The sequence below is a fragment of the Planococcus sp. SE5232 genome (genome assembly GCF_050686535.1).
GTDB lineage: Bacteria > Bacillota > Bacilli > Bacillales_A > Planococcaceae > Planococcus.
Genome location: NZ_JBOGCP010000001.1, coordinates 383743 through 402923 on the forward strand (window position 1 = coordinate 383743; position 19181 = coordinate 402923).

A 19181-nucleotide genomic window follows, 5' to 3' on the forward strand; every position below is an offset into this window, starting at 1 on the left:
GAAAATGGAGAACAATAAGTTTATGTCGTTTTTGGAAAGTTTTTTACTGCCACTTGCGGATGCACTGAACAACAATCGGTACTTGACTGCCTTGCGGGACGGATTCATGGTCGCCTTGCCTTTGATTATTTTCGGTTCCATCTTTGTAGTCATCGCCAATTTCCCGTTCCTTGATCGTGTCATCAGCCCGGAAGCTTTTGCGGCCTATCAAAGTGCCCTAGGGCCTGCGTCCGCTGCGACGCTCAGCATCATGGGGCTGTTTGTCATCATCGGCATCGGCTATAAACTGACCGCCCATTATGGACAGGACGCCATTTATGGCGGAGTTGTCGCTTTGGCGGCTTTCTTGATTTTGACGCCGCAGGTTTTGGAAGATGTACCAGGCGTAATTCCAACTTCAGCTCTTGGGGCACAAGGGATGTTCCTTGGAATTTTCACTGCATTTCTTTCTGCGGAACTTAATCGCTTTTTCATCGAGCGTGGCTGGACCATCAAGATGCCGGCGGGTGTGCCGGCAGCCGTATCGAAATCGTTCAGTGCGTTGATCCCGATCACCTTAACACTGTCCGTCTTTTTGCTCATCCGCGTGTTGTTCAGCTTTACAACATTTGAAACCATGCAAAACTTCATCTTCACGATTATCCAACAGCCGTTGACGATTCTCGGTAGCGGTTTGCCGGCAACAATCATCATCGTCCTGCTGACGCAGGTCTTCTGGTTCTTCGGCTTGCATGGGCAAATCATCATCAACTCAGTATTCGATCCGATCTGGTTTACTCTTAATGACCAGAACCTGGTGGCTTTCCAAGCTGGAGAAGCCCTTCCGAACATTGTGACCAAGCAATTCATCGATTCATTCCTTGTTGGAATGGGGGGGACGGGAATGACGCTTGCGGTCATTGTGTTGATTTTTGCCATCGGTAAAAGCAGACAGCTCAAGGAATTAGGAAAGCTGGGGGCTCCGGCTGGCGTTTTCAATGTCAACGAACCGATCATCTTCGGTTTGCCGATCATCATGAATCCGTTGATCATCATCCCGTGGATGCTGGCACCGGTTGCAGTAACAGTCATCACGTATTACTCGATGGCCGCAGGGTTGGTGCCAAGACCGGCAGGAATTATCGTGCCATGGACGACACCTCCTATCCTCAATGGCTTCCTGGCAACAGGAAATGCGTGGCAGGGCGGTGTGCTTCAGGCAGTTAACATGCTGGTCGTCATGGTGATCTGGTGGCCGTTCCTGCGGATTCTGGACAAAAATTATTATGATACTGAACGGGAAGAAGCTTGATCATTTTCCTGAAAACTACTAGTAGAGGTGACCGCAAATGCAGATGGACACAATCACAGAAATTGCTTTTCAAATAATCCTGAATGCTGGCAATGGAAAATCCAGTGCCATGGAAGCGATACAAGCTGCAAAAGCCAATGATTTCGAGGAAGCGGATAGGCTTTTGACCGTGGCGGGGGAGGAAATGGGGAAAGCCCATGCTTACCAGACGCAATTATTGCAGAAAGAAGCCAGCGGAGAAGAAAATACCATTACGGTAATGCTGATCCATTCACAAGATCATTTGATGACTTCAATGACAGTCAGAGACTTGGCTGTCGAAATCGTTGAGATCTATCGCAATAAATAGAACCAAATGGAGGTTGTTGAATGGCTGTACAGTATAAGTTTCCAGAAGGATTTTGGTGGGGAAGCGCGACATCTGCGACGCAGATAGAAGGCGCATCAGAAGAAGGCGGAAAAGGCCCGAATATCTGGGACCACTGGCATCGAAACGAGCCCAATCGTTTTTTTGAAGAAGTGGGTCCCGAATCCACCTCTGATTTTTATCATCTATATAAAGAAGACATCGGGTTGATGAAAGAGATTGGCCATAATACGTTCCGGCTGTCCATTTCCTGGTCCCGGCTGATTCCGGGAGGACGCGGGCAAGTCAATCCGGAAGCGGTGACTTTCTACAACAATGTCATCGATGAATTGAGGGCGCAGGACATCGAACCTTTCATCACGCTTTACCATTTTGACATGCCACTTGAACTGCAGCAGGAAGGCGGCTGGGAGAACCGGTCGGTCGTGGAGGCGTATGCAGCGTTTGCTGAACAATGCTTCCGGTTATTCGGTGGCCGGGTGAAAAAATGGTTTACGTTCAATGAGCCGATTGTGCCGGTCGAAGGTGGGTACCTTTACGATTTCCACTATCCGAACGTAGTGGATGCGAGACGTGCTGTGCAAGTGGCTTATCATACGATGATAGCCCATGCAAAAGCGGTCAGGACATTTCGGACAACTGGAATTACAGAGGGGCAGATCGGCATTATTTTGAACCTGACACCTTCCTATCCGAGAAGCCAGCATCCAGCCGACTTGAAAGCTTCCAATGCCGCTGATCTGTTTTTTAACCGCAGCTTCCTGGATCCGGCGGTGTTAGGAAAGTATCCAGAGGAATTGGTGGAACTGCTGAGTGGGCATGGGCAGCTGCCGCATACCGAAAAAGGCGATCAGGCTTTATTGGAAGCGGGAATCGTCGATATTCTGGGCGTCAATTACTATCAGCCGAGGCGGGTGAAGGCGAAAGAGCATCTGCCGAATCCACATGGGCCGTTCATGCCGGACTGGTATTTTGATAACTATGAACTGCCGGGCAGAAAGATGAATCCTTATCGCGGCTGGGAAATCTATGAAAAAGGGATCTATGACATTATGGTCAATCTACGGGACAACTACGGCAACATCCAATCGTATATCGCTGAAAATGGCATGGGTGTCCAGGACGAATCCCGGTTCATGGAACACGGGGAGATACAGGACGATTACCGGATTGAATTTATCAGCGGACACTTAAAGTGGCTGCATAAAGCCATTGAAGAAGGCTGCAATGTCAAAGGCTATCATTTATGGTCGTTCATGGACAATTGGTCGTGGATGAACGCCTATAAAAATCGCTACGGCTTCTTTTCCGTCGATACCGAAACAAAGAAAAGGACACCGAAAAAAAGCGCCCATTGGATCAAAAAGGTTTCTGAACAGAACGGCTTTAACTAGTTTGGGAGGAGTGAATACATGGAGGGCATCAAAATAGTGACGATTGGCGGTGGCTCGAGCTATACGCCTGAATTGGTTGAAGGGTTTATTAACCGCTACCCCGAATTGCCGGTCCGGGAACTGTGGCTTGTCGATATTCCGGAAGGACGGGAGAAGCTCGAAATCGTGTCGGCTCTTGCCAGGCGTATGGTGGAGAAGGCAGGGGTTCCGATTGAGATCCGCACTACGCTGGATCGCCGGGAGGCTCTGCCGGGAGCGGATTTCGTCACGACGCAAATCCGTGTCGGCCACTTGGAAGCGCGTGCCAAAGACGAGCGGATTCCATTGAAATACGGTGTAATCGGACAGGAAACTAATGGTCCGGGCGGCCTGTTGAAGGGGCTGCGTACGATTCCGGTCATTTTGGAGATTTGCCGGGATATCGAAGAACTGTGTCCGGACGCCTGGTTCATCAATTTTTCGAATCCAGCCGGAATGGTCACAGAAGCCATCCTTCGCTACAGCGGCATTACGAAAACCATCGGCCTGTGCAATGTGCCGATCGGGATGCATATGGCGGTGGCAGAGATGCTCGGAGTCGAAAAGAACCGTATCCACATCGACTTTGCTGGCTTGAACCACATGGTGTATGGCTTGGAAGTCTATTTGGACGGCAAAGCGGTCATGGGCGAGGTGCTGGATAAACTGGCAAGCGGGCCGTCGATGACCATGAAAAATATTGTCGATGTTGGTTGGGAAAAGGATTTCATCAAAGCTTTGAACCTGCTGCCGTGTCCGTACCACCGTTATTACTACCAGACGGAGAAAATGCTTGCCCAGGAACAACGGGACCTGCAGGAAAAAGGGACGCGTGCTGAAGTGGTGCAGAAACTGGAAAAAGAATTATTCACTTTATACAGCGATGAAAATCTGGCGGTCAAACCGAAACAATTGGAAGAACGGGGCGGTGCATTTTACAGCGATGCGGCCTGCAACCTCATCAACTCCATCTATAACAACAAACAGGATATCCAAGTGGTCAATGTCCGGAATAATGGAGCGATTTCCAGCCTTCCGGCGGATTCGGCAGTTGAAGTCAGCTGCATCATCACGAATGAGGGACCGAAGCCGATCGCTATGGGCGACATGCCGGTTGCAGTCAGCGGCCTGGTCCAGCAAATCAAATCATTTGAGCGCCTGGCTGCAGAAGCGGCGGTGACCGGAGATTATCCTACCGCGTTGCTGGCGATGACGATCAATCCTCTCGTGCCATCCGACAGCTTAGCGAAGAAAATTCTGGACGAAATGCTGGAAGCCCATAAAGAACACCTGCCGCAATTCGAAAAATCCTATATCAGCTGATCTAAAGGGCTTCTCTATTTCAAGCGGATTCTGTATTTAAGCGGTCTATAGCTCAAATTTGAATTTAAACAGATTAAATATTCCGAATTCAATTATAATAGACTTAAAGAACTAGGTCATAATGCTCTACAAAGCAGCGTAAGGAGAAGTGGCGATATGTTGACCTCAAGAATGAAAACTATTTTTCGTGAATTGATGGCGGCGGAAACGCCGATTACTGGTAAATACCTGGCGATGCTCAATCAGGTTTCTTCGCGGACAATCCGTGAAGACGTCAAAGTACTGGATTCGCTGCTGATTGAACATGGCGCCTATATCGATTCGATTATGGGGCAGGGCTATAAATTGGGAATTATGGAAGAGCAGCTTTTCCGGGACTATTTAAAAATGCTGGCGATGGAAGATACGGAACTCGAAACCATTATTCCAAAAATGCCCGAAGAGCGGATCGCTTATTTGATCAAACGTTTTCTACTAAGCGATGGGTATATCAAGCTTGAGGAGCTGGCTGATGAACTGTATATAAGCAAGTCGACCCTTCAGAACGATTTAGGCCATGTGAAAAAAATGCTGGCAGTCTATGATATCCGTCTGGAATCGCGTCCAAATTATGGATTGTCTGTCAATGCCGATGAATTGAAGCGCCGTTTTTGTATGGCGGAATATATATTCATCCGGGAAGAGCTGGTAAACGAATTGTTCAAGCCTCATTTCTCTTCCTTGTCACAGGAGGAATTGGATTCCATTCTGGCGATTGTCATGGAGCAGATTGAAGAGAATGGAGTGCTTGTATCGGACATTGCCATCAATAACCTCGTGATCCATCTGGCTATCGCCTATAAAAGAATAAAAGAAGGCTATAACGTTACGTTACACTCTGCGGATATTGATGAAATACTGGAGCAAAAGGAATACAAAGTAGCCCAGAAAATCGTCAAGAAAGTGCAAGAGAAGTTTGCTGTGCATTTTCCTTTGGAAGAGGTGGCTTACATTGCTATGCATTTGTTGGGCACCAAAATTGCCGCTCACCCAGCTGCTGGGGAAAAGGCGGTCCAACAGGTGATCCAGAAAGAGATCACTGACTTGGTCATGAAAGCATTGGGCAGAATCGAGTCAAAACTGAATTTAGGCATACAGGAAGATCAGGAATTGATCATCGCTTTGAGCCTGCATTTAAAGCCGGCCGTAAATCGTTATCGATACGGCATGAACATCCGGAATCCGATGCTTCAGGATATCAAAGCAAACTATCCCGTTGCGTTTGAAGCCGGAATCATAGCTGGAATAACCATCAATGAAGCGATTGGAGCCGTCATTGATGAAAACGAAATCGGTTACCTGGCGCTTCATTTAGCCGCTGCGATTGAGCGGAGAAAATCCGAAGTGGTCCCGAAAAAATGCCTGATCGTCTGTGCATCGGGATTGGGGACCGCTCAATTGATCTATTACAAATTAAAATCCCAATTCGGCGAAAGCCTGGAAGTGGTCGGCACAACCGAATACTACAAGCTGGGGCAATGTGGATTGGAGGGGATCGATTTCATTATCAGTTCCATTCCAATCCAGGAAGAGTTGGCTGTTCCGGTCATTGTGGTCAATGCAATTTTGGGCGAGTCGGATATACGGAAAATCGAAAAGTATATCCTTAAGGAACAACAAGACATCTCTTTTTATTTTAAAAAAGACCGGGTGTTCTTGGGGCAAGAGCTGGGTACGAAAGAACAAACTTTGGAATTTCTGCATGAAAAATTGATGGAACAAGGGCTGGTGGATGAAGGCTGTCTTCAGGCGGTATTCGAAAGGGAAAAAGTGGCGCCGACCTCCTTCGGGAACTTTGTTGCTATTCCTCATCCCATCACACCGCATTCCGAAACGACTTTTTTAACAGTATGCACGCTGAAGAAACCGATCATTTGGAAAGATAAGCCGGTCCAGTTTGTTTGTCTGCTGAATGTCATGAAAGACAGCCAGGAAGATCTGCAGGTCATGTATGACCTGCTCGGCAGAATCATTCATGACAGCGCAATTGTTGAACGGTTGATTAAAGCCAAAACCTACGAGGATTTTATGAAAGTGATTGCATTGTAGGGGAGCTTGACCAACATTTCTAACTATTATCTGTTCAAGTTGCTGATCTTTCAGGTAAAGGAGTGAAAAGATGAACTATGCCATTGGTGTGGATATCGGCGGAACAAAAGTAGCTGTTGCGGCAGTGGATGAGCAGGGAACGATCATCTGCCAATCGGTCATTCCGACAAACCTCCAAATTCCGCCTGAAGCCATGATTGTTGAAATTCAACAGGAAATCAGGCGGATAATCGAAAAGTCAGGTGTCTTGATGGCTCAGCTGATGGGAATCGGCATAGGGGCACCGGGTCCGTTAGACAGCAGGAACGGGCTCATCTCCTGCCCGCCAAATTTGCAGACATGGGTGGATATCCCAATCCGGGAATTGATCGGGCGGTCCTTTCCTGTCCCGATTCTTCTGGAAAATGATGCAAATGCAGCGGCGCTTGCCGAAAAATGGATCGGAGCCGCGACAGAAAATGAAAACTTCATCTACATCACAGTCAGTACCGGGATAGGGGCTGGCATCATTGCTGAAGGACAGCTGCTTAAAGGTTTGAAGGGAAATGCGGGAGATATCGGACATACCGTCATCGATCCTTCTTACGGAAAATGTGCCTGCGGACAGTCGGGCTGTCTTGAATCCATTGCGTCAGGAACCGCCATTGCGAAAAGAGCTTCAGAAATCCTCGGTGAAAAGGTAACGGCAAAAGAGGTTTTTCACCTTTATCAGGAAGGGAATTCCCAGATAATCGAATACATGCAAGAAGTCTTTAAGGTGCTTGGTGTGACTGCTGTCAATATGATCAATACCTTCGACCCTGAAAAGCTCGTTATTGGTGGCGGAGTTTCTGAATTCGGAGAGCCGATGTTCGATTCGATCCGACAGTATGTCCAGCGCTATGCCTTGAATCCGACAGGCAGAAAAACGGAAGTTGTGGCGGCAAAGCTTGGCCAACAAGCCGGAGTCATTGGTGCAGCAGCTCTTTGCTTTAAGTAACCAGGAATCGGAGGAACTTCACTATGTACGAAGAACCTATTTTTTTGGAACCATTCTTTCAGGATCGAATTTGGGGCGGCCAGAAGCTTCACACTTTCTTCGGCTATGATATTCCATCAGATAAAACAGGGGAAGCATGGGTGATATCAGCTCATAAAAATGGACCATCTACAATTGCGAATGGGCTGTTGAAGGGAAAGAATCTGCTGGAAGCCTGGAATGACAATCCTTTATTATTCGGAAAAGAACAAGGCAGCGGGGAGTTCCCGCTGCTGGTGAAAATCCTGGATGCCAATGAAAGCCTGTCTGTTCAGGTCCATCCGGATGCCGCTTACGCGCGGAAAATGGAAAATATGCCTTTTGGAAAAGCGGAATGCTGGTATGTGTTGGATTGCGAACCGGACAGCCAAATTATTCTGGGGCACCGGGCAGAGAGCCAGGAAGACTTCAAGAGACGGGTGGACGCAGAACAATGGGACGAGCTGCTGCTTCCGCTGCCCGTCAAAAAAGGTGATTTCTTCTATATTCCGAGCGGAACGGTTCATGCCATCGGAAAAGGAATCATGATAGTGGAGATCCAGCAGAGCTCGGACATCACCTATCGCGTATACGATTATAACCGGATTACAGACGAAGGAAAGACACGCGAACTTCAAATCCAATCAGCGATCGACGTCATCAACTTTCCTCATCACCCAGTCCAGCCCCCTAAGACTGCAGTAAATGATGGCGATCTCGCGAGTATGCAATTAATAAAAGAATCCTATTTTACGGTTTACCATTGGCAAATTAACGGGGAAGTGAAAACCCCTTTGAAAAGGAATTATCTGTTGATCAGCGTCATTGCCGGCGCGGGAGAAATCTCTGTTAACGGACAGTCTTTTCCGGTGGAAAAAGGCAGTCATTTTATTTTGCCATCTACGGTTGAAACATATGGAATCTCAGGAAAACTGGAGCTTTTGGTCACTCACGAATGACGAAGCTGCGCAGGCATGTGTCCCCAAAATAGAACAATTATTTTTAAGGCATATTCAGTTAAAGATAAACTAAGGGATAGAGGAGTTGGATCATAATGGTTGAAAAGCAATTTACAATCACAGACGAAGCGGGGATTCATGCACGTCCGGCAGCGATTTTGGTGAACTTGGCAAACAAATTCGAGTCAGAAGTGAACATTGTCCATCAGGAGAAAAAAGTGAATCTAAAGTCCATTTTAGGCGTGATGTCATTGGGCATTGCTTATGGCACCGAGTTTAAAGTGAACATTGAAGGATCCGATGAAGAAGACGCCATCAAAGAAATTGAGAAAATCATGCATAAAGAGGGATTGGCTGAGTGACATATTTTTAAAAAATAGGTGCTCCAACAAGTTCTGCATATAAACGAACGGAGAAAAAGAATTCCTTTTCTCCGTTCGTTTTTTTGAATGAGGTTGTTTTTCTGAGACAGCAGGCGGGAAGAGGGATCTAAAGTTTTTTATTTTTTCCTTCACTTACCTGAAAGCTGTTCGTAAATATGTATGTAAATTCGCGAACATTTGTAAAATGACTTGATAGGTTTACAAGCGGTTTTGGTTTTAATACAGAATAAAAAAAGCAGAATATATTGGGGTATTTTGGTGTGATATATTAGAAACTGGATTAATGATTTATGTAGAGTAGACTTATAAAAATAAATTGGAGGGGGAATAAAATGAACAAATTTGGTTTGTTATCTCTACTGATGTTTGTTGTTAGTCTCGTTGCATTCTTTACAATGAGAGGACCAGATGGAGATATTTATTTAACTATAATAGTATTAAGTACTCTTTCGGTTATTGGTCTGTTATTTGCAGCATTATCTAAACAATTGTTATGGATGGTTTTAGGTAGTGGAGTGAATTTTATTGCATTGATATTCGCCTTTCTACTTTTATTTGCAATGGGAATAAGTGAGCCTTAAAAACTCAGATGAAACAAATCAAAAACTACCTTTACACAACTTAAAATTCAAAGCATTTGAAGAGTGTAATGTATCAAGAATATTAAGTATTTGAATGTAACAAAAGTGCAGTAAGTGAAAAAATTGAGGGGTGAATTATATGGAAAGTGCTTTTCTATTCATCGGTATATACCTCATCCCAGTTTTGAGTATTATTTTTTGCCTTAACCTTGTGGCCATAATCAAAAAGGTAAAAAGGGATGAGAAAACAATAGTTAATACAATTTGGCTCACAACATCATTTGTGTTCATTACATGGAGTATCGCCATTATAGCTTCTGTGGGAGTCTAATAAAATTACTAGATCTGAATATAACTTAATATGAATTAAGTTATATTCAGATTTATCGTTTGCGAATACTTGAGAAAGATTAATTCAATAAAAATAATGGTTTTTAATAGATATCGGAATACTTAAAAAATAAGATGAACTAAATGTATTTATTTAGTACATTAGGAATGAGACTTCTGAAAAAAATTTCTGCTTTTAGAAAATTTCATAAGCTAGATCCTAAATCAGAACTGTTGGTCGGTATATTTTTTCAGGCAAATTATATGAAGAGGAGAATATTATGAAAAGGTTATCTTTAGGATTATTAATTTTTATTTTTATAGTAAGTTTCTTTGTTGTGCAAAATAACATCGAACTTGCTATGAATGTGACTGGAATACTAGGGCTCGTAGGCATCTTAATCGGGGGCTTTTTGAAAACAGGTTTCATTAGCTCTAATGCACCTGTTATCGGGAATTTGGCCATTATAAAATTAGATGAAACACTCAACTTATCAAATACTGTCTTACTGATAGCTTTGCCTAATTTTCTCGGGTCCATCTTATTGTATTTTTTGAAATAAGCTATGAATTTTACAGATAACGAGTTTACATCTGAGGGATTATCGGAAGCAGCAATAGATTCTACATATAATTCAAAGAACCCAACAACCTTCGCATAAAAGGTTGCTGGGTTCTTTAAAATAATACGCAAAATAAAGTTTAAGTTGATGCAAATTATCTCTTAAAGTGACAGTTCAGTTGTCCTGGAATCATAAGACTATAACTGGACTCAGTCAAAATCCTTTTTCTCCCATTCATCCTCTGGAATCTCCAGATCTTCACCTGAAAAACGCTCTTCCTGAAACGGATCGCCGTTCATGTGGAAGCCGTTCTGCTCCCAGAAGCCAGGTTGGTTTTCATCGATGAATTCGATGCCGCGGACCCATTTGACACTTTTCCAGAAATACAGATGAGGCACCACGAAGCGCAGCGGATAACCGTGTTTGGCTGTCAGTGGTTCGCCGTCAAGTGAATGGGCAAGCAGCACATCTTCCCGGTCGAGGTCGGACAGGGCAAGATTGGTGGTGTAATCATTGTCACCATGAAGCATCACATAACCGCTTTTCGGTGTTACGCCCAATTCTTTCATCAGATCGATAAAGCGGACACCTGTAAATGTATTATCGAAGCGGGACCAGCGTGTGACACAGTGGATGTCGCGGGTAATCGTTGTTTGTGGCAACTTCAATAAGTCGTCGTAATGCAGTGTAACTTCCTTGTCGACCTGGCCAAAGATCTTCAAGGTCCAGGTGGCCATATCATAGACCGGCACTTCGCCTTCGTGCAGGACCGGAAAGCGCTCGGTCAGCACTTGGCCAGGTGGCAGGCGTTCAGCCAGTGCGGGATCCACTACGGGTACCCGTGTTTTTTTGATTCGTTCGGCTTTGCTCAACTTCATAGATATCACTCCTTAAAATAAAAAAAATCTTCCGCTGAAAAAGGGAAGAGTGGTTATCTGCTCGTGAAATTCTCTTCCTCATCTTTCAGAACATCGTGCTTCTGCTGGATTTGGCACCATTCCAGTTACGTTAACTGGCGGTTGCCGGGCGTCGTAGGGCCATTCCCTCTGCCTCTCTTGATAAGGATGTAGCATATTTAATTTTTTGTTGAATTTGTTCAGCTTTCATCAGTGAAGAGTGAAAAAGTCTTTACTGATTGAAGTTTCTCTTTATTTTACTCAAATGCTCTGTTTCTTACAAGATTATTCGCAAAATTATTTAGCTTCTCTTCAGCTGGCGTTATACTGAAGGTACGTGGAGAATTTACCGGAACCGGTGAGCTGCATTTCAAACGAATAAGGGGTCTTTATTAATGAAAAAAATGATAACTATTATAAGCATAGCCATCCTGCTGAGCGCCTGCAGCAATACATCGGCTGGCAACGACAGTGAGCTGTTGGTTTCGGCAGCCTCAAGCCTGACGGAAGTGATGAAAAAGATGGAAGAGGAATTTCAACAGGTGGAACCGGATATTGACTTATCCTTCAATTACGGATCATCCAGCAAGCTGAGAAGCCAAATCGAGCAAGGGGCACCTGCAGATTTGTTTTTATCGGCCAGCATGAAGGATATGGACCTGCTCGAATCGCAGCAGCTCATAGACGCTGCAAGCATCAGTCCATTTGCTGAAAATCGGCTGGTTCTGGCTTCTTTGGAAGAGTTCCCGGAATCGGTGGATTTTGAGGAAGTAGTGATGGATGCAGAAGAAACCATTGCCGTTGGAGAGCCTGACAGCGTGCCGGTTGGAGCGTATACAAGGCAGGCATTGGAAAGCCAAGGGTTATGGCAGCCGCTTGAAGGGCGTCTAATCTATTCCAAAGACGCAAGGCAAGTGGTGACTTACGTAGAAAGCGGGAATGCAGGTCTTGGCATCATCTATTCTTCCGATGCCGTTATTTCCCGGGAAATAACAGCGACGCTCGAGCTGCCCGGACAGATAGATCCTGTCGTCTACCCTGGAGCCGTTGTAACCGCGTCAGAGAATCAGCAGGCTGCTGCAGCTTTTCTGGATTTTGTCACGGGTCCAACAGGCCAGGCCATTTTTAAGGACTACGGCTTTTTGCCGGGAGATGGAAAAGCGCCATGACGCCATATGATTTGTCTCCACTTTGGTTATCGCTGAGAGTCGCGGTCATTTCCACATTATTTGTATTTCTGGCCAGCCTGGCGCTTGCCCGCTTGATGAACAGGCGTGATTTTTTTGGGAAAAGCTTCGTGGAAGCCCTGATTCTGCTGCCTTTGGTTTTGCCGCCGACGGTTATCGGCTTCGGCTTGATCGTTTTATTCGGCGTCAATGGTCCACTCGGCATCCTCTTGGAGCAGTGGTTTGGATTTCGTGTCGTCTTTACTTGGATCGGCGCAGCCATTGCGTCTTTTGTGGTGTCTTTGCCGCTGATGTATCAAAGCGTTCTGGCCGCTTTTGAAAAAGTGGATCCGCGTTGGGAAAACGTGGCGCGGACGATGGGCGTGTCCGAATGGCGGATTTTCCGGACCATCACATTTCCACTTGCCTGGTCGGGTATTCTGGCGGGATTAATCCTGGCGTTTGCACGGGGTATCGGTGAATTCGGGGCCACTTTGATGATTGCCGGCTACATCCCGGGCGTTACGGAAACGGTGCCGCTCGCGATTTACTTCGCCTATGAAGCAGGCGATATGGAAAAAGCCCTGTTTTGGGTGCTGATCATTTCCTCGCTTGGAGTCGCCGCCATCGCCTGGGTCAACTACTGGCGCAAAAAAAACGCAATACGAATCGGCAGGGAGTGAGCAGATGCTTAAAGTGGATGTTCAAAAGCAATTGGATCATTTTAACTTGGATATGGAGTTTGAACTGGGGCAGGAAATTCTGGCACTTGTGGGGTCTTCCGGTTCGGGCAAAACCACGTTGCTGAACTGCTTGGCGGGAATTGTCCATCCGGATGCAGGGGAAATTTCATTGAACGGCCGGAATTTTTACAGGGAAGGGCAGAAGCCGCTTAAAATCCAAAAAAGGAAAGTGGGCTATTTGTTTCAGGATTACGCGCTGTTCCCGCATCTGACTGCGGAACAGAATATTCTGTATGCGCTGTCGCGAGTCGCGGATACATCACCTATTACCGAACTTACAAAAATCCTTGGAATCACCGGGCTGCTGGCCAAATACCCGCACCAGATTTCAGGAGGCGAAAAGCAGCGTGTGGCGTTGACGCGTGCAATGGCCATTCAGCCCGATATCCTGCTGCTCGATGAACCATTTTCAGCTTTGGACGACGCCAACCGTGACCGCTGCCAGGACGAACTGCTGCGGATTCACCGGCAATGGCAAATACCGATCATCTTTGTGACGCATCGGATTGCCGATGCTGAGAAATTGGCAGACCGGATCATCCGGATTGAAAAAGGACAGATGACGGAGCAAACAGTATTTTGATAGGGACTGCAGTTATAGATTGGCCATGATAAAGTGATACTAACGAAGAAACCGTTTGGACGATCAAGCGGCAGGAAAGTGGGAAACAATGTGGATGAACGCTATTCAAGGCAAGTGTTATTCAAACCGCTTGGCCAGACCGGCCAGGAAAAGCTCGGATTATCGTCTGTCACCATCGTCGGCTGCGGAGCTTTGGGCTCGGCGATTGCAGAAACGCTGACGCGTGCAGGCGTCGGAACCATCCATTTAGTCGACCGTGATTATGTGGAGGTGTCAAATCTTCAGCGTCAACAGCTTTTCACGGAAACGGATGCCCAGCAGATGCTGCCGAAAGTGGCGGCTGCGGAGCAGCGGTTAAAAGCGATTCGCAGTGATCTCCATCTAATCACTTATCTGGAGCACTTGGATGCGGCAGGAATGGAGAAATTGGCTGCTGTCAGCGATCTGATCCTGGATGCCACCGATAATTTTGAAACTCGCCTACTGATTAATGATGCTTCTGTAAAATACGGCGTACCTTGGATCTACGGCGCCTGTGTAGGCAGTTCGGGAGTGGTTTTCCCGTTCATACCTGGAGAAAGTTCCTGCTTCCGTTGCCTATTGCCTGTGTTGCCAGCCATCAATGAAACCTGTGATACGGTCGGTATCATCTCGCCGGCGGTTCAGGTGACGGCTGCACTTCAATGTACAGAAGCGCTGAAATGGTTGAGCGGCAACCGTGAAGCGATGCGCAAAAAGATCCATCACTTCAATATGTGGGACAATAGCCAATTGGATATCGGAGTGTCGCGCATCAAGGACCCTGCCTGCAAAACATGCGGGCCAGATGCAGTATTCCCGTCGCTAAACGAAGCAGGAGTGAACGCCTATGCCGTTTTATGCGGTCGTGATGCCGTGCAGATTCTGCCTGATCCGAATCGTCCGATCACTTTGGACGACGCTGAAAAAGTGGGCAACCGGCTGGAAGCGGGAGTAAGGAGAACACCTTATTTTGTCGAATTGAAGGTCTTTAACCACCGCATGATACTATTCGGAAACGGACGTTTACTGATTCACGGCGTCCACAATGTGACAGAAGGCCGGAAATTATACCATCAAGTATTCGGTTGATCAGGAAGGGGAGTTTGTATGTCGGAATCATTCGAAGGGGTTCAACATGTCCGTGTGGCAGTGTTGACGATCAGCGATACGCGGACAAAAGAGACGGACACCGGGGGACAGCTCGTTCAGCAACTGGCTGGGAATGAAGGGCTGGAACTTGTCGCTTACGACATAGTGGCAGATGATATAGCGGCTATTCGTGTCGCTATTTCCGACTGGCTGGAACAGGATGAAATTGATGTAATCATCACAACCGGCGGAACAGGAATCGCCAAACGCGATGTTACGTTAGAGGCGGTCGAGCCGTTGTTTGAAAAGGAAATTGACGGTTTTGGCGAGCTCTTCCGTTACGTCAGCTTTACTGAAGACATCGGCACAAAAGCCCTTTTAAGCCGGGCGGCGGCAGGTGTAGCCAATGATAAAGCCATCTTTGTCCTGCCTGGATCCCGTGGAGCTGTAAAACTGGCGATGGAACGCCTGATTTTGCCGGAAATCCAGCATATCCATTCGGAGCTGACTAAGCATCGTCAGACTGGTGAATAACCGGCTGACAAAACAGAGCCATTCATAATTTAATACCAAAAGCCTCAAAAGCCGTCATCGAAATGACGGCTTTTGAGGCTTTTTTATGGATTTGATCAAACGGTGAAGTTGCCACTGTCGTTCAGTCGCGTGCGTAATCGCCTGATTTCCCACCGGTTTTCTGGAGCAGCATGGTCGGTCCGATGACCATTTCCTTGCCGGCTGCTTTGCACATGTCGTAGATGGTCAAAGCAGCAGCTGAAGCCGCAGTGAGTGCTTCCATCTCGACACCGGTCGGCCCCTTCGTTTTGACTTCGGCTGTCAACAGGACTTCAAAATGATTGGCGTCTTCATCGACATTCCATTGGAATTCAATATCGACTCCGCTGAGAGCCAAAGGATGGCACATCGGGATGATTTGGGCGGTATTTTTGGCGGCCATGATGCCGGCGACCTGGGCAACGGCGAAAACATCGCCTTTTTTATTGGTGCCTTCTTTAATCTGCTGGTATATCGCTTTGTTCAGCAAAACCGAAGTTGTGGCACGGGCAGTGCGGACGCTGTCTTTCTTATCGGAGACGTCGACCATCTTGGCGCGTCCCTGGGCATTGAAATGAGTCAGTTCAGACAAAGAAATCATCCTTTCACTAGTAAGTGATTTCAGTATAGCATGGCTGGGAGGTCTCTTCCTTTTGAACAATTAACCATTTTTGGCTGTACTCCATACAAAGCTTTATTGACAAGTAGAAGAACTGCCGACTATAGTTCAATTTAAAGTCGGAACATTACATAAATAAAGCGAGGGGCAATAAAAATGAAAGAAGAACAGGCATACAAACAAATTAAGAAAATGATCATTGAGGGGAAATTCTCAGTGAAAGAAGCGATCAGCATCAATCGTCTGGCGGAGCAGCTGGTGATGAGCCGAACACCGATTCACCGGGCATTGTCGCGTTTAGAACGGGAAGGGTATATTACCATTACACCCCAGGTCGGCGTTTTTGTGCGGCGGCCAGATGCGAGGGAAGTGCAGGAAAGGCTGCTGCTTTGCGTTAACATCGATGTTTTCCTGGCAGAGCAGGCGGCCAAATCAATCAATGAACTTCAACTCGAGGAATTGAAAAAACTGCTGGAGGCGATGGAACAACCTGCCATTGAGCCGAGTGATTACGAGATCTTGAACCGGGATTTCCATACGATGATTTGCCGTGCAGCCAATAATAGCTATGCGTTCCAGACAAATAAAATCAATTGGGATTACCTGAACTACCTGAATGCTTCCGAAACCTTGTTCCGCGGAGCTAACCGTGAACAGTCGCAAGCTGAACACCGCATGATTTATTATGCGCTGCGTGATGGGGATTCAAAACTGACAGAGCTGCTGATGAAAAAGCATTTGATGCGGGTTGCGCAATTTATTATTGGTAAATACGGACATATGGATTGAATCTGGCAGATATCAAGACTGTTTTTAGTAGGTTATATACAGAAAACAGAATGGAATTAGATAACTATTTATTGAGTTTTCAAATATCATTGAAAGTTTAGTTTATTCCGCATAGAATCAGTTACAAGAACAATGTAAGCGTTTTACTGAAGCGGATACGGGATGGAGCGGAAGATGAAAGGGAGGGTGTAAGCGGAAAACAGATGCTTTGGATTTTAGGGAAAAAGGATTACGTATAGACATACTGAAATATTAGTTGTTCATAAAATAAGCGGAAATGAATTGATTCTGTTGAAAAGAAGGTTAAAAACAATTATCTAAAATTTTACTTAGGGAGTGGACAGAATGACAATCACGAAACGGAAAGTCCAAACAGGCGCATATGAGACATTTATACACGAGGGAGGAGCCGGCAACAGCGAGACGATCTTTTTCCTTCATGGCAGCGGCCCCGGAGCGAGTGCAAGTTCGAACTGGCAAGGGGTTCTGGCGGAATACGCTGAGAATTATCACGTTGTAGCTCCTGACCTCCTCGGATTTGGCGAGACGGATCATCCGACAGAGTATCCGGCCAATGGAGCGCAGTGGATGAACTGGCGGATCGAGCAGGTGTTGAATTTGATGGACGCACTGGACCTGGAGAAGGTTCATCTCGTCGGCAATTCACTGGGAGGTGTCATTTCCCTGTTCCTGGCGATGGATACACCGGACCGTTTCGACCGCATTGTCTTGATGGGTGCTGGCGGCGGGTTAACTGAGCCGACACCGGAACTCAGCAAATTGGCAAACTTCCATAAAGATCCAACGGCGAAAGCGCTGCGCAATTTACTGAGCTGGTTCTTATACGACACAACGGGGATGGAAGACAAGCTGGATAGCATCGTTGAAGAACGCATGGAACTGTTCAATCGTCCGGAAGTGCGCAAATCCTACGAAGAGAACTTCAGTAAGACACAATTGTCCGATATGCTGGTTCCGCCTTCTGCGCTTAAGCGCATGAAGCACGAATTCTTCCTGATTCATGGACACCAGGATCGTTTTGTTCCATTGGCAAGCAGCCTGTACGTAATGGAATACCTGGAAAATGCTGAACTGCATGTCTTCAAGCAATGCGGGCACTGGGCACAGATTGAACAGAGAGAGAATTTCATCAAACTGACTCAGGATTTCTTCAACCGCAATAAAGTATTGAACCGCGCTTAAAAATTAGATAAGGGGTGTTTATATTGACTCAAATGGCGACAGATACGAAAAAGATGCTGGTGGAAAGCGGAACCGCGTTGATACCGAAGTTAAGAGACCTGAGTTTGGAAATTGACCGCAATAGCGAATTATCCGATGAAGTGATTGAAGAACTGCGCAGCAATGGGCTGTTGAAGGTCCTGCGCCCGGAAATCTTCGGAGGCTATCAAACGAATATGCGCACCTATACAGAAGTGGTGACGGAAATTTCCCGCGGCAACGGATCGGCGGGCTGGTTCGTATCACTGAGCAACATCCGGGATTACATGATTTCCTACGCATTCGGCCAACAGGCATTGGATGAAATTTTCGGTGAAGGACAGGACGTCATTCTGGCGGGGAACTTTAAACCGATCAAATGTGAAATCGAGAAAACGGAAGGCGGCTACATGATCAAAGAAGCCCAATGGCCATTCGTTTCCGGCAGCCCTCATGCCGATTGGTTCTACTTCGGATTTCCGGTGGATGACGGCAAAGGCGGCATGGAAATGGCCATCATGGTGCTGCCGAGACATGAAGTGACTGTTTTAAATGACTGGAATGTAATGGGTTTAAGAGGATCGGGAAGCAACAGTGTGAAAGTCGAAAACGTCTTTCTTCCGGAGCATCGGGTATCGCTCGATCGCCTGGCGAGACAAGGTGAGTACATGATCGAGCCGCTGCGCGACATTCCTTTATATCAGACGCCTTTTGTACCTTCATTGACTCTGTCGATCGTGGCTCCGGCACTTGGATTGGCGCAGGCAGCGATGGATCTTCATATGGAGCGCGTCGAAAAAGCGGGCATCGGCAATACTTTCTACGCAAAAATGAGCGAAGCACCGATCACCCACATGCAAGTGGCGCAAGCGCAGCTGAAAATCGATTCTGCCGAGCTTCATCTGTACCGGGCAGTTGATATACTGGATGATTATTCCGTTCGAGGACTGCAATTGACGATGGAGGAAGGCATTCGCATGAAAGCGGATTTCGGTTACGTCAATCAGCTCTGCAAAGAAGCGATCGACTTGCTGACAGAAGGTGCCGGTTCGGTGTTCTCTTATAACAACAACCTGTTCCAATTGGTCTACCGTGATTTCCTGTCGATGCACCTGCACGGCTTCATCACACCATCAAGCCTGATCGAGACATATGGCAGAGTCATATGCGGCCAGGAACCGAATACGTACTTCGTCTAAACTAAGGAG

At 46.6% G+C, this 19181-nt stretch carries 20 protein-coding genes and 1 riboswitch; of the genes, 18 read left to right on the forward strand and 2 right to left on the reverse strand.

The genetic code is table 11. The features are described from left to right. Positions 1-4 precede the first annotated feature (4 nt). From celB to ACRC6Q_RS01830, 10 genes are all read left to right on the forward strand, one after another. Positions 5-1291, forward strand: a complete 1287-nt coding sequence (gene celB, locus ACRC6Q_RS01785; RefSeq protein WP_431465661.1) for a PTS cellobiose transporter subunit IIC — start codon at positions 5-7, stop codon at positions 1289-1291. A gap of 43 nt (positions 1292-1334) precedes the next feature. Continuing rightward, positions 1335-1640: a PTS lactose/cellobiose transporter subunit IIA gene (locus ACRC6Q_RS01790; RefSeq protein WP_223636835.1), complete on the forward strand. Its 306-nt coding sequence runs from the start codon at positions 1335-1337 to the stop codon at positions 1638-1640. A 20-nt stretch (positions 1641-1660) separates the two neighbouring features. Then, positions 1661-3052 carry a glycoside hydrolase family 1 protein gene (locus ACRC6Q_RS01795; protein WP_431465662.1) on the forward strand — a complete coding sequence of 464 codons (1392 nt, stop codon included), beginning with the start codon at positions 1661-1663 and terminating at the stop codon, positions 3050-3052. An 18-nt stretch (positions 3053-3070) separates the two neighbouring features. After that, complete coding sequence (locus ACRC6Q_RS01800) at positions 3071-4393, forward strand: 6-phospho-beta-glucosidase (protein ID WP_431465663.1); 1323 nt, start codon at positions 3071-3073, stop codon at positions 4391-4393. Positions 4394-4549: 156 nt separating this feature from the next. After that, complete coding sequence (locus tag ACRC6Q_RS01805) at positions 4550-6481, forward strand: BglG family transcription antiterminator (protein ID WP_431465664.1); 1932 nt, start codon at positions 4550-4552, stop codon at positions 6479-6481. Between the two features lie 70 nt (positions 6482-6551). Further along, positions 6552-7460, forward strand: coding sequence for an ROK family protein (locus tag ACRC6Q_RS01810; protein ID WP_431465665.1), 909 nt, complete (start codon positions 6552-6554; stop codon positions 7458-7460). Between the two features lie 23 nt (positions 7461-7483). After that, positions 7484-8437: a mannose-6-phosphate isomerase, class I gene (manA, locus tag ACRC6Q_RS01815; protein ID WP_431465666.1), complete on the forward strand. Its 954-nt coding sequence runs from the start codon at positions 7484-7486 to the stop codon at positions 8435-8437. Between the two features lie 95 nt (positions 8438-8532). Then, on the forward strand, positions 8533-8799 hold the full coding sequence (locus tag ACRC6Q_RS01820) for a phosphocarrier protein HPr (protein WP_223636783.1): 267 nt from the start codon (positions 8533-8535) through the stop codon (positions 8797-8799). A gap of 353 nt (positions 8800-9152) precedes the next feature. Further along, positions 9153-9401, forward strand: coding sequence for a hypothetical protein (locus ACRC6Q_RS01825; RefSeq protein WP_431465667.1), 249 nt, complete (start codon positions 9153-9155; stop codon positions 9399-9401). A 611-nt stretch (positions 9402-10012) separates the two neighbouring features. Then, complete coding sequence (locus ACRC6Q_RS01830; protein WP_431465668.1) at positions 10013-10294, forward strand: hypothetical protein; 282 nt, start codon at positions 10013-10015, stop codon at positions 10292-10294. Positions 10295-10503: 209 nt separating this feature from the next. Here the strand turns inward: ACRC6Q_RS01830 and ACRC6Q_RS01835 are convergent, their stop codons facing one another. Beyond that, positions 10504-11166: a sulfite oxidase-like oxidoreductase gene (locus tag ACRC6Q_RS01835; protein ID WP_431466314.1), complete on the reverse strand. Its 663-nt coding sequence runs from the start codon at positions 11164-11166 to the stop codon at positions 10504-10506. Positions 11167-11247: 81 nt separating this feature from the next. Further along, positions 11248-11359, reverse strand: a riboswitch (SAM riboswitch). Positions 11360-11585: 226 nt separating this feature from the next. On the opposite strand from ACRC6Q_RS01835, the gene modA reads away from it, so the two are divergent. From modA to ACRC6Q_RS01860, 5 genes are all read left to right on the forward strand, one after another. Continuing rightward, a complete protein-coding gene (gene modA, locus ACRC6Q_RS01840; RefSeq protein ID WP_431465669.1) occupies positions 11586-12359 on the forward strand; it encodes a molybdate ABC transporter substrate-binding protein in 774 nt (257 codons plus the stop codon). Beyond that, positions 12356-13039, forward strand: a complete 684-nt coding sequence (gene modB, locus ACRC6Q_RS01845) for a molybdate ABC transporter permease subunit (protein ID WP_223641317.1) — start codon at positions 12356-12358, stop codon at positions 13037-13039. The genes modA and modB overlap by 4 nt, the downstream gene beginning before the upstream one ends. Before the next feature lie 4 nt (positions 13040-13043). Next, on the forward strand, positions 13044-13682 hold the full coding sequence (locus ACRC6Q_RS01850; protein ID WP_431465670.1) for an ATP-binding cassette domain-containing protein: 639 nt from the start codon (positions 13044-13046) through the stop codon (positions 13680-13682). 90 nt (positions 13683-13772) lie between these two features. Continuing rightward, positions 13773-14792 (forward strand): ThiF family adenylyltransferase, encoded by a 1020-nt coding sequence (locus tag ACRC6Q_RS01855; protein ID WP_223641389.1) that lies wholly within the window; start codon positions 13773-13775, stop codon positions 14790-14792. Positions 14793-14810: 18 nt separating this feature from the next. Further along, entirely contained in the window at positions 14811-15326 is a 516-nt protein-coding gene (locus ACRC6Q_RS01860; RefSeq protein WP_223641297.1) for a MogA/MoaB family molybdenum cofactor biosynthesis protein, read from the forward strand. 121 nt (positions 15327-15447) lie between these two features. Here ACRC6Q_RS01860 and moaC read toward each other — a convergent pair whose 3' ends face one another. Beyond that, positions 15448-15936, reverse strand: a complete 489-nt coding sequence (moaC, locus tag ACRC6Q_RS01865; protein WP_223641294.1) for a cyclic pyranopterin monophosphate synthase MoaC — start codon at positions 15934-15936, stop codon at positions 15448-15450. Between the two features lie 183 nt (positions 15937-16119). Here moaC and ACRC6Q_RS01870 point away from each other — a divergent pair, with 183 nt between their 5' ends. The 3 genes from ACRC6Q_RS01870 (at position 16120) to ACRC6Q_RS01880 (ending at position 19172) form a co-directional block, all read left to right on the forward strand. Continuing rightward, on the forward strand, positions 16120-16752 hold the full coding sequence (locus ACRC6Q_RS01870) for a GntR family transcriptional regulator (RefSeq protein WP_431465671.1): 633 nt from the start codon (positions 16120-16122) through the stop codon (positions 16750-16752). Between the two features lie 345 nt (positions 16753-17097). Then, positions 17098-17955: an alpha/beta fold hydrolase gene (locus tag ACRC6Q_RS01875; protein ID WP_431465672.1), complete on the forward strand. Its 858-nt coding sequence runs from the start codon at positions 17098-17100 to the stop codon at positions 17953-17955. Between the two features lie 32 nt (positions 17956-17987). Continuing rightward, a complete protein-coding gene (locus ACRC6Q_RS01880) occupies positions 17988-19172 on the forward strand; it encodes an acyl-CoA dehydrogenase family protein (protein WP_431466315.1) in 1185 nt (394 codons plus the stop codon). Positions 19173-19181: the final 9 nt, after the last annotated feature.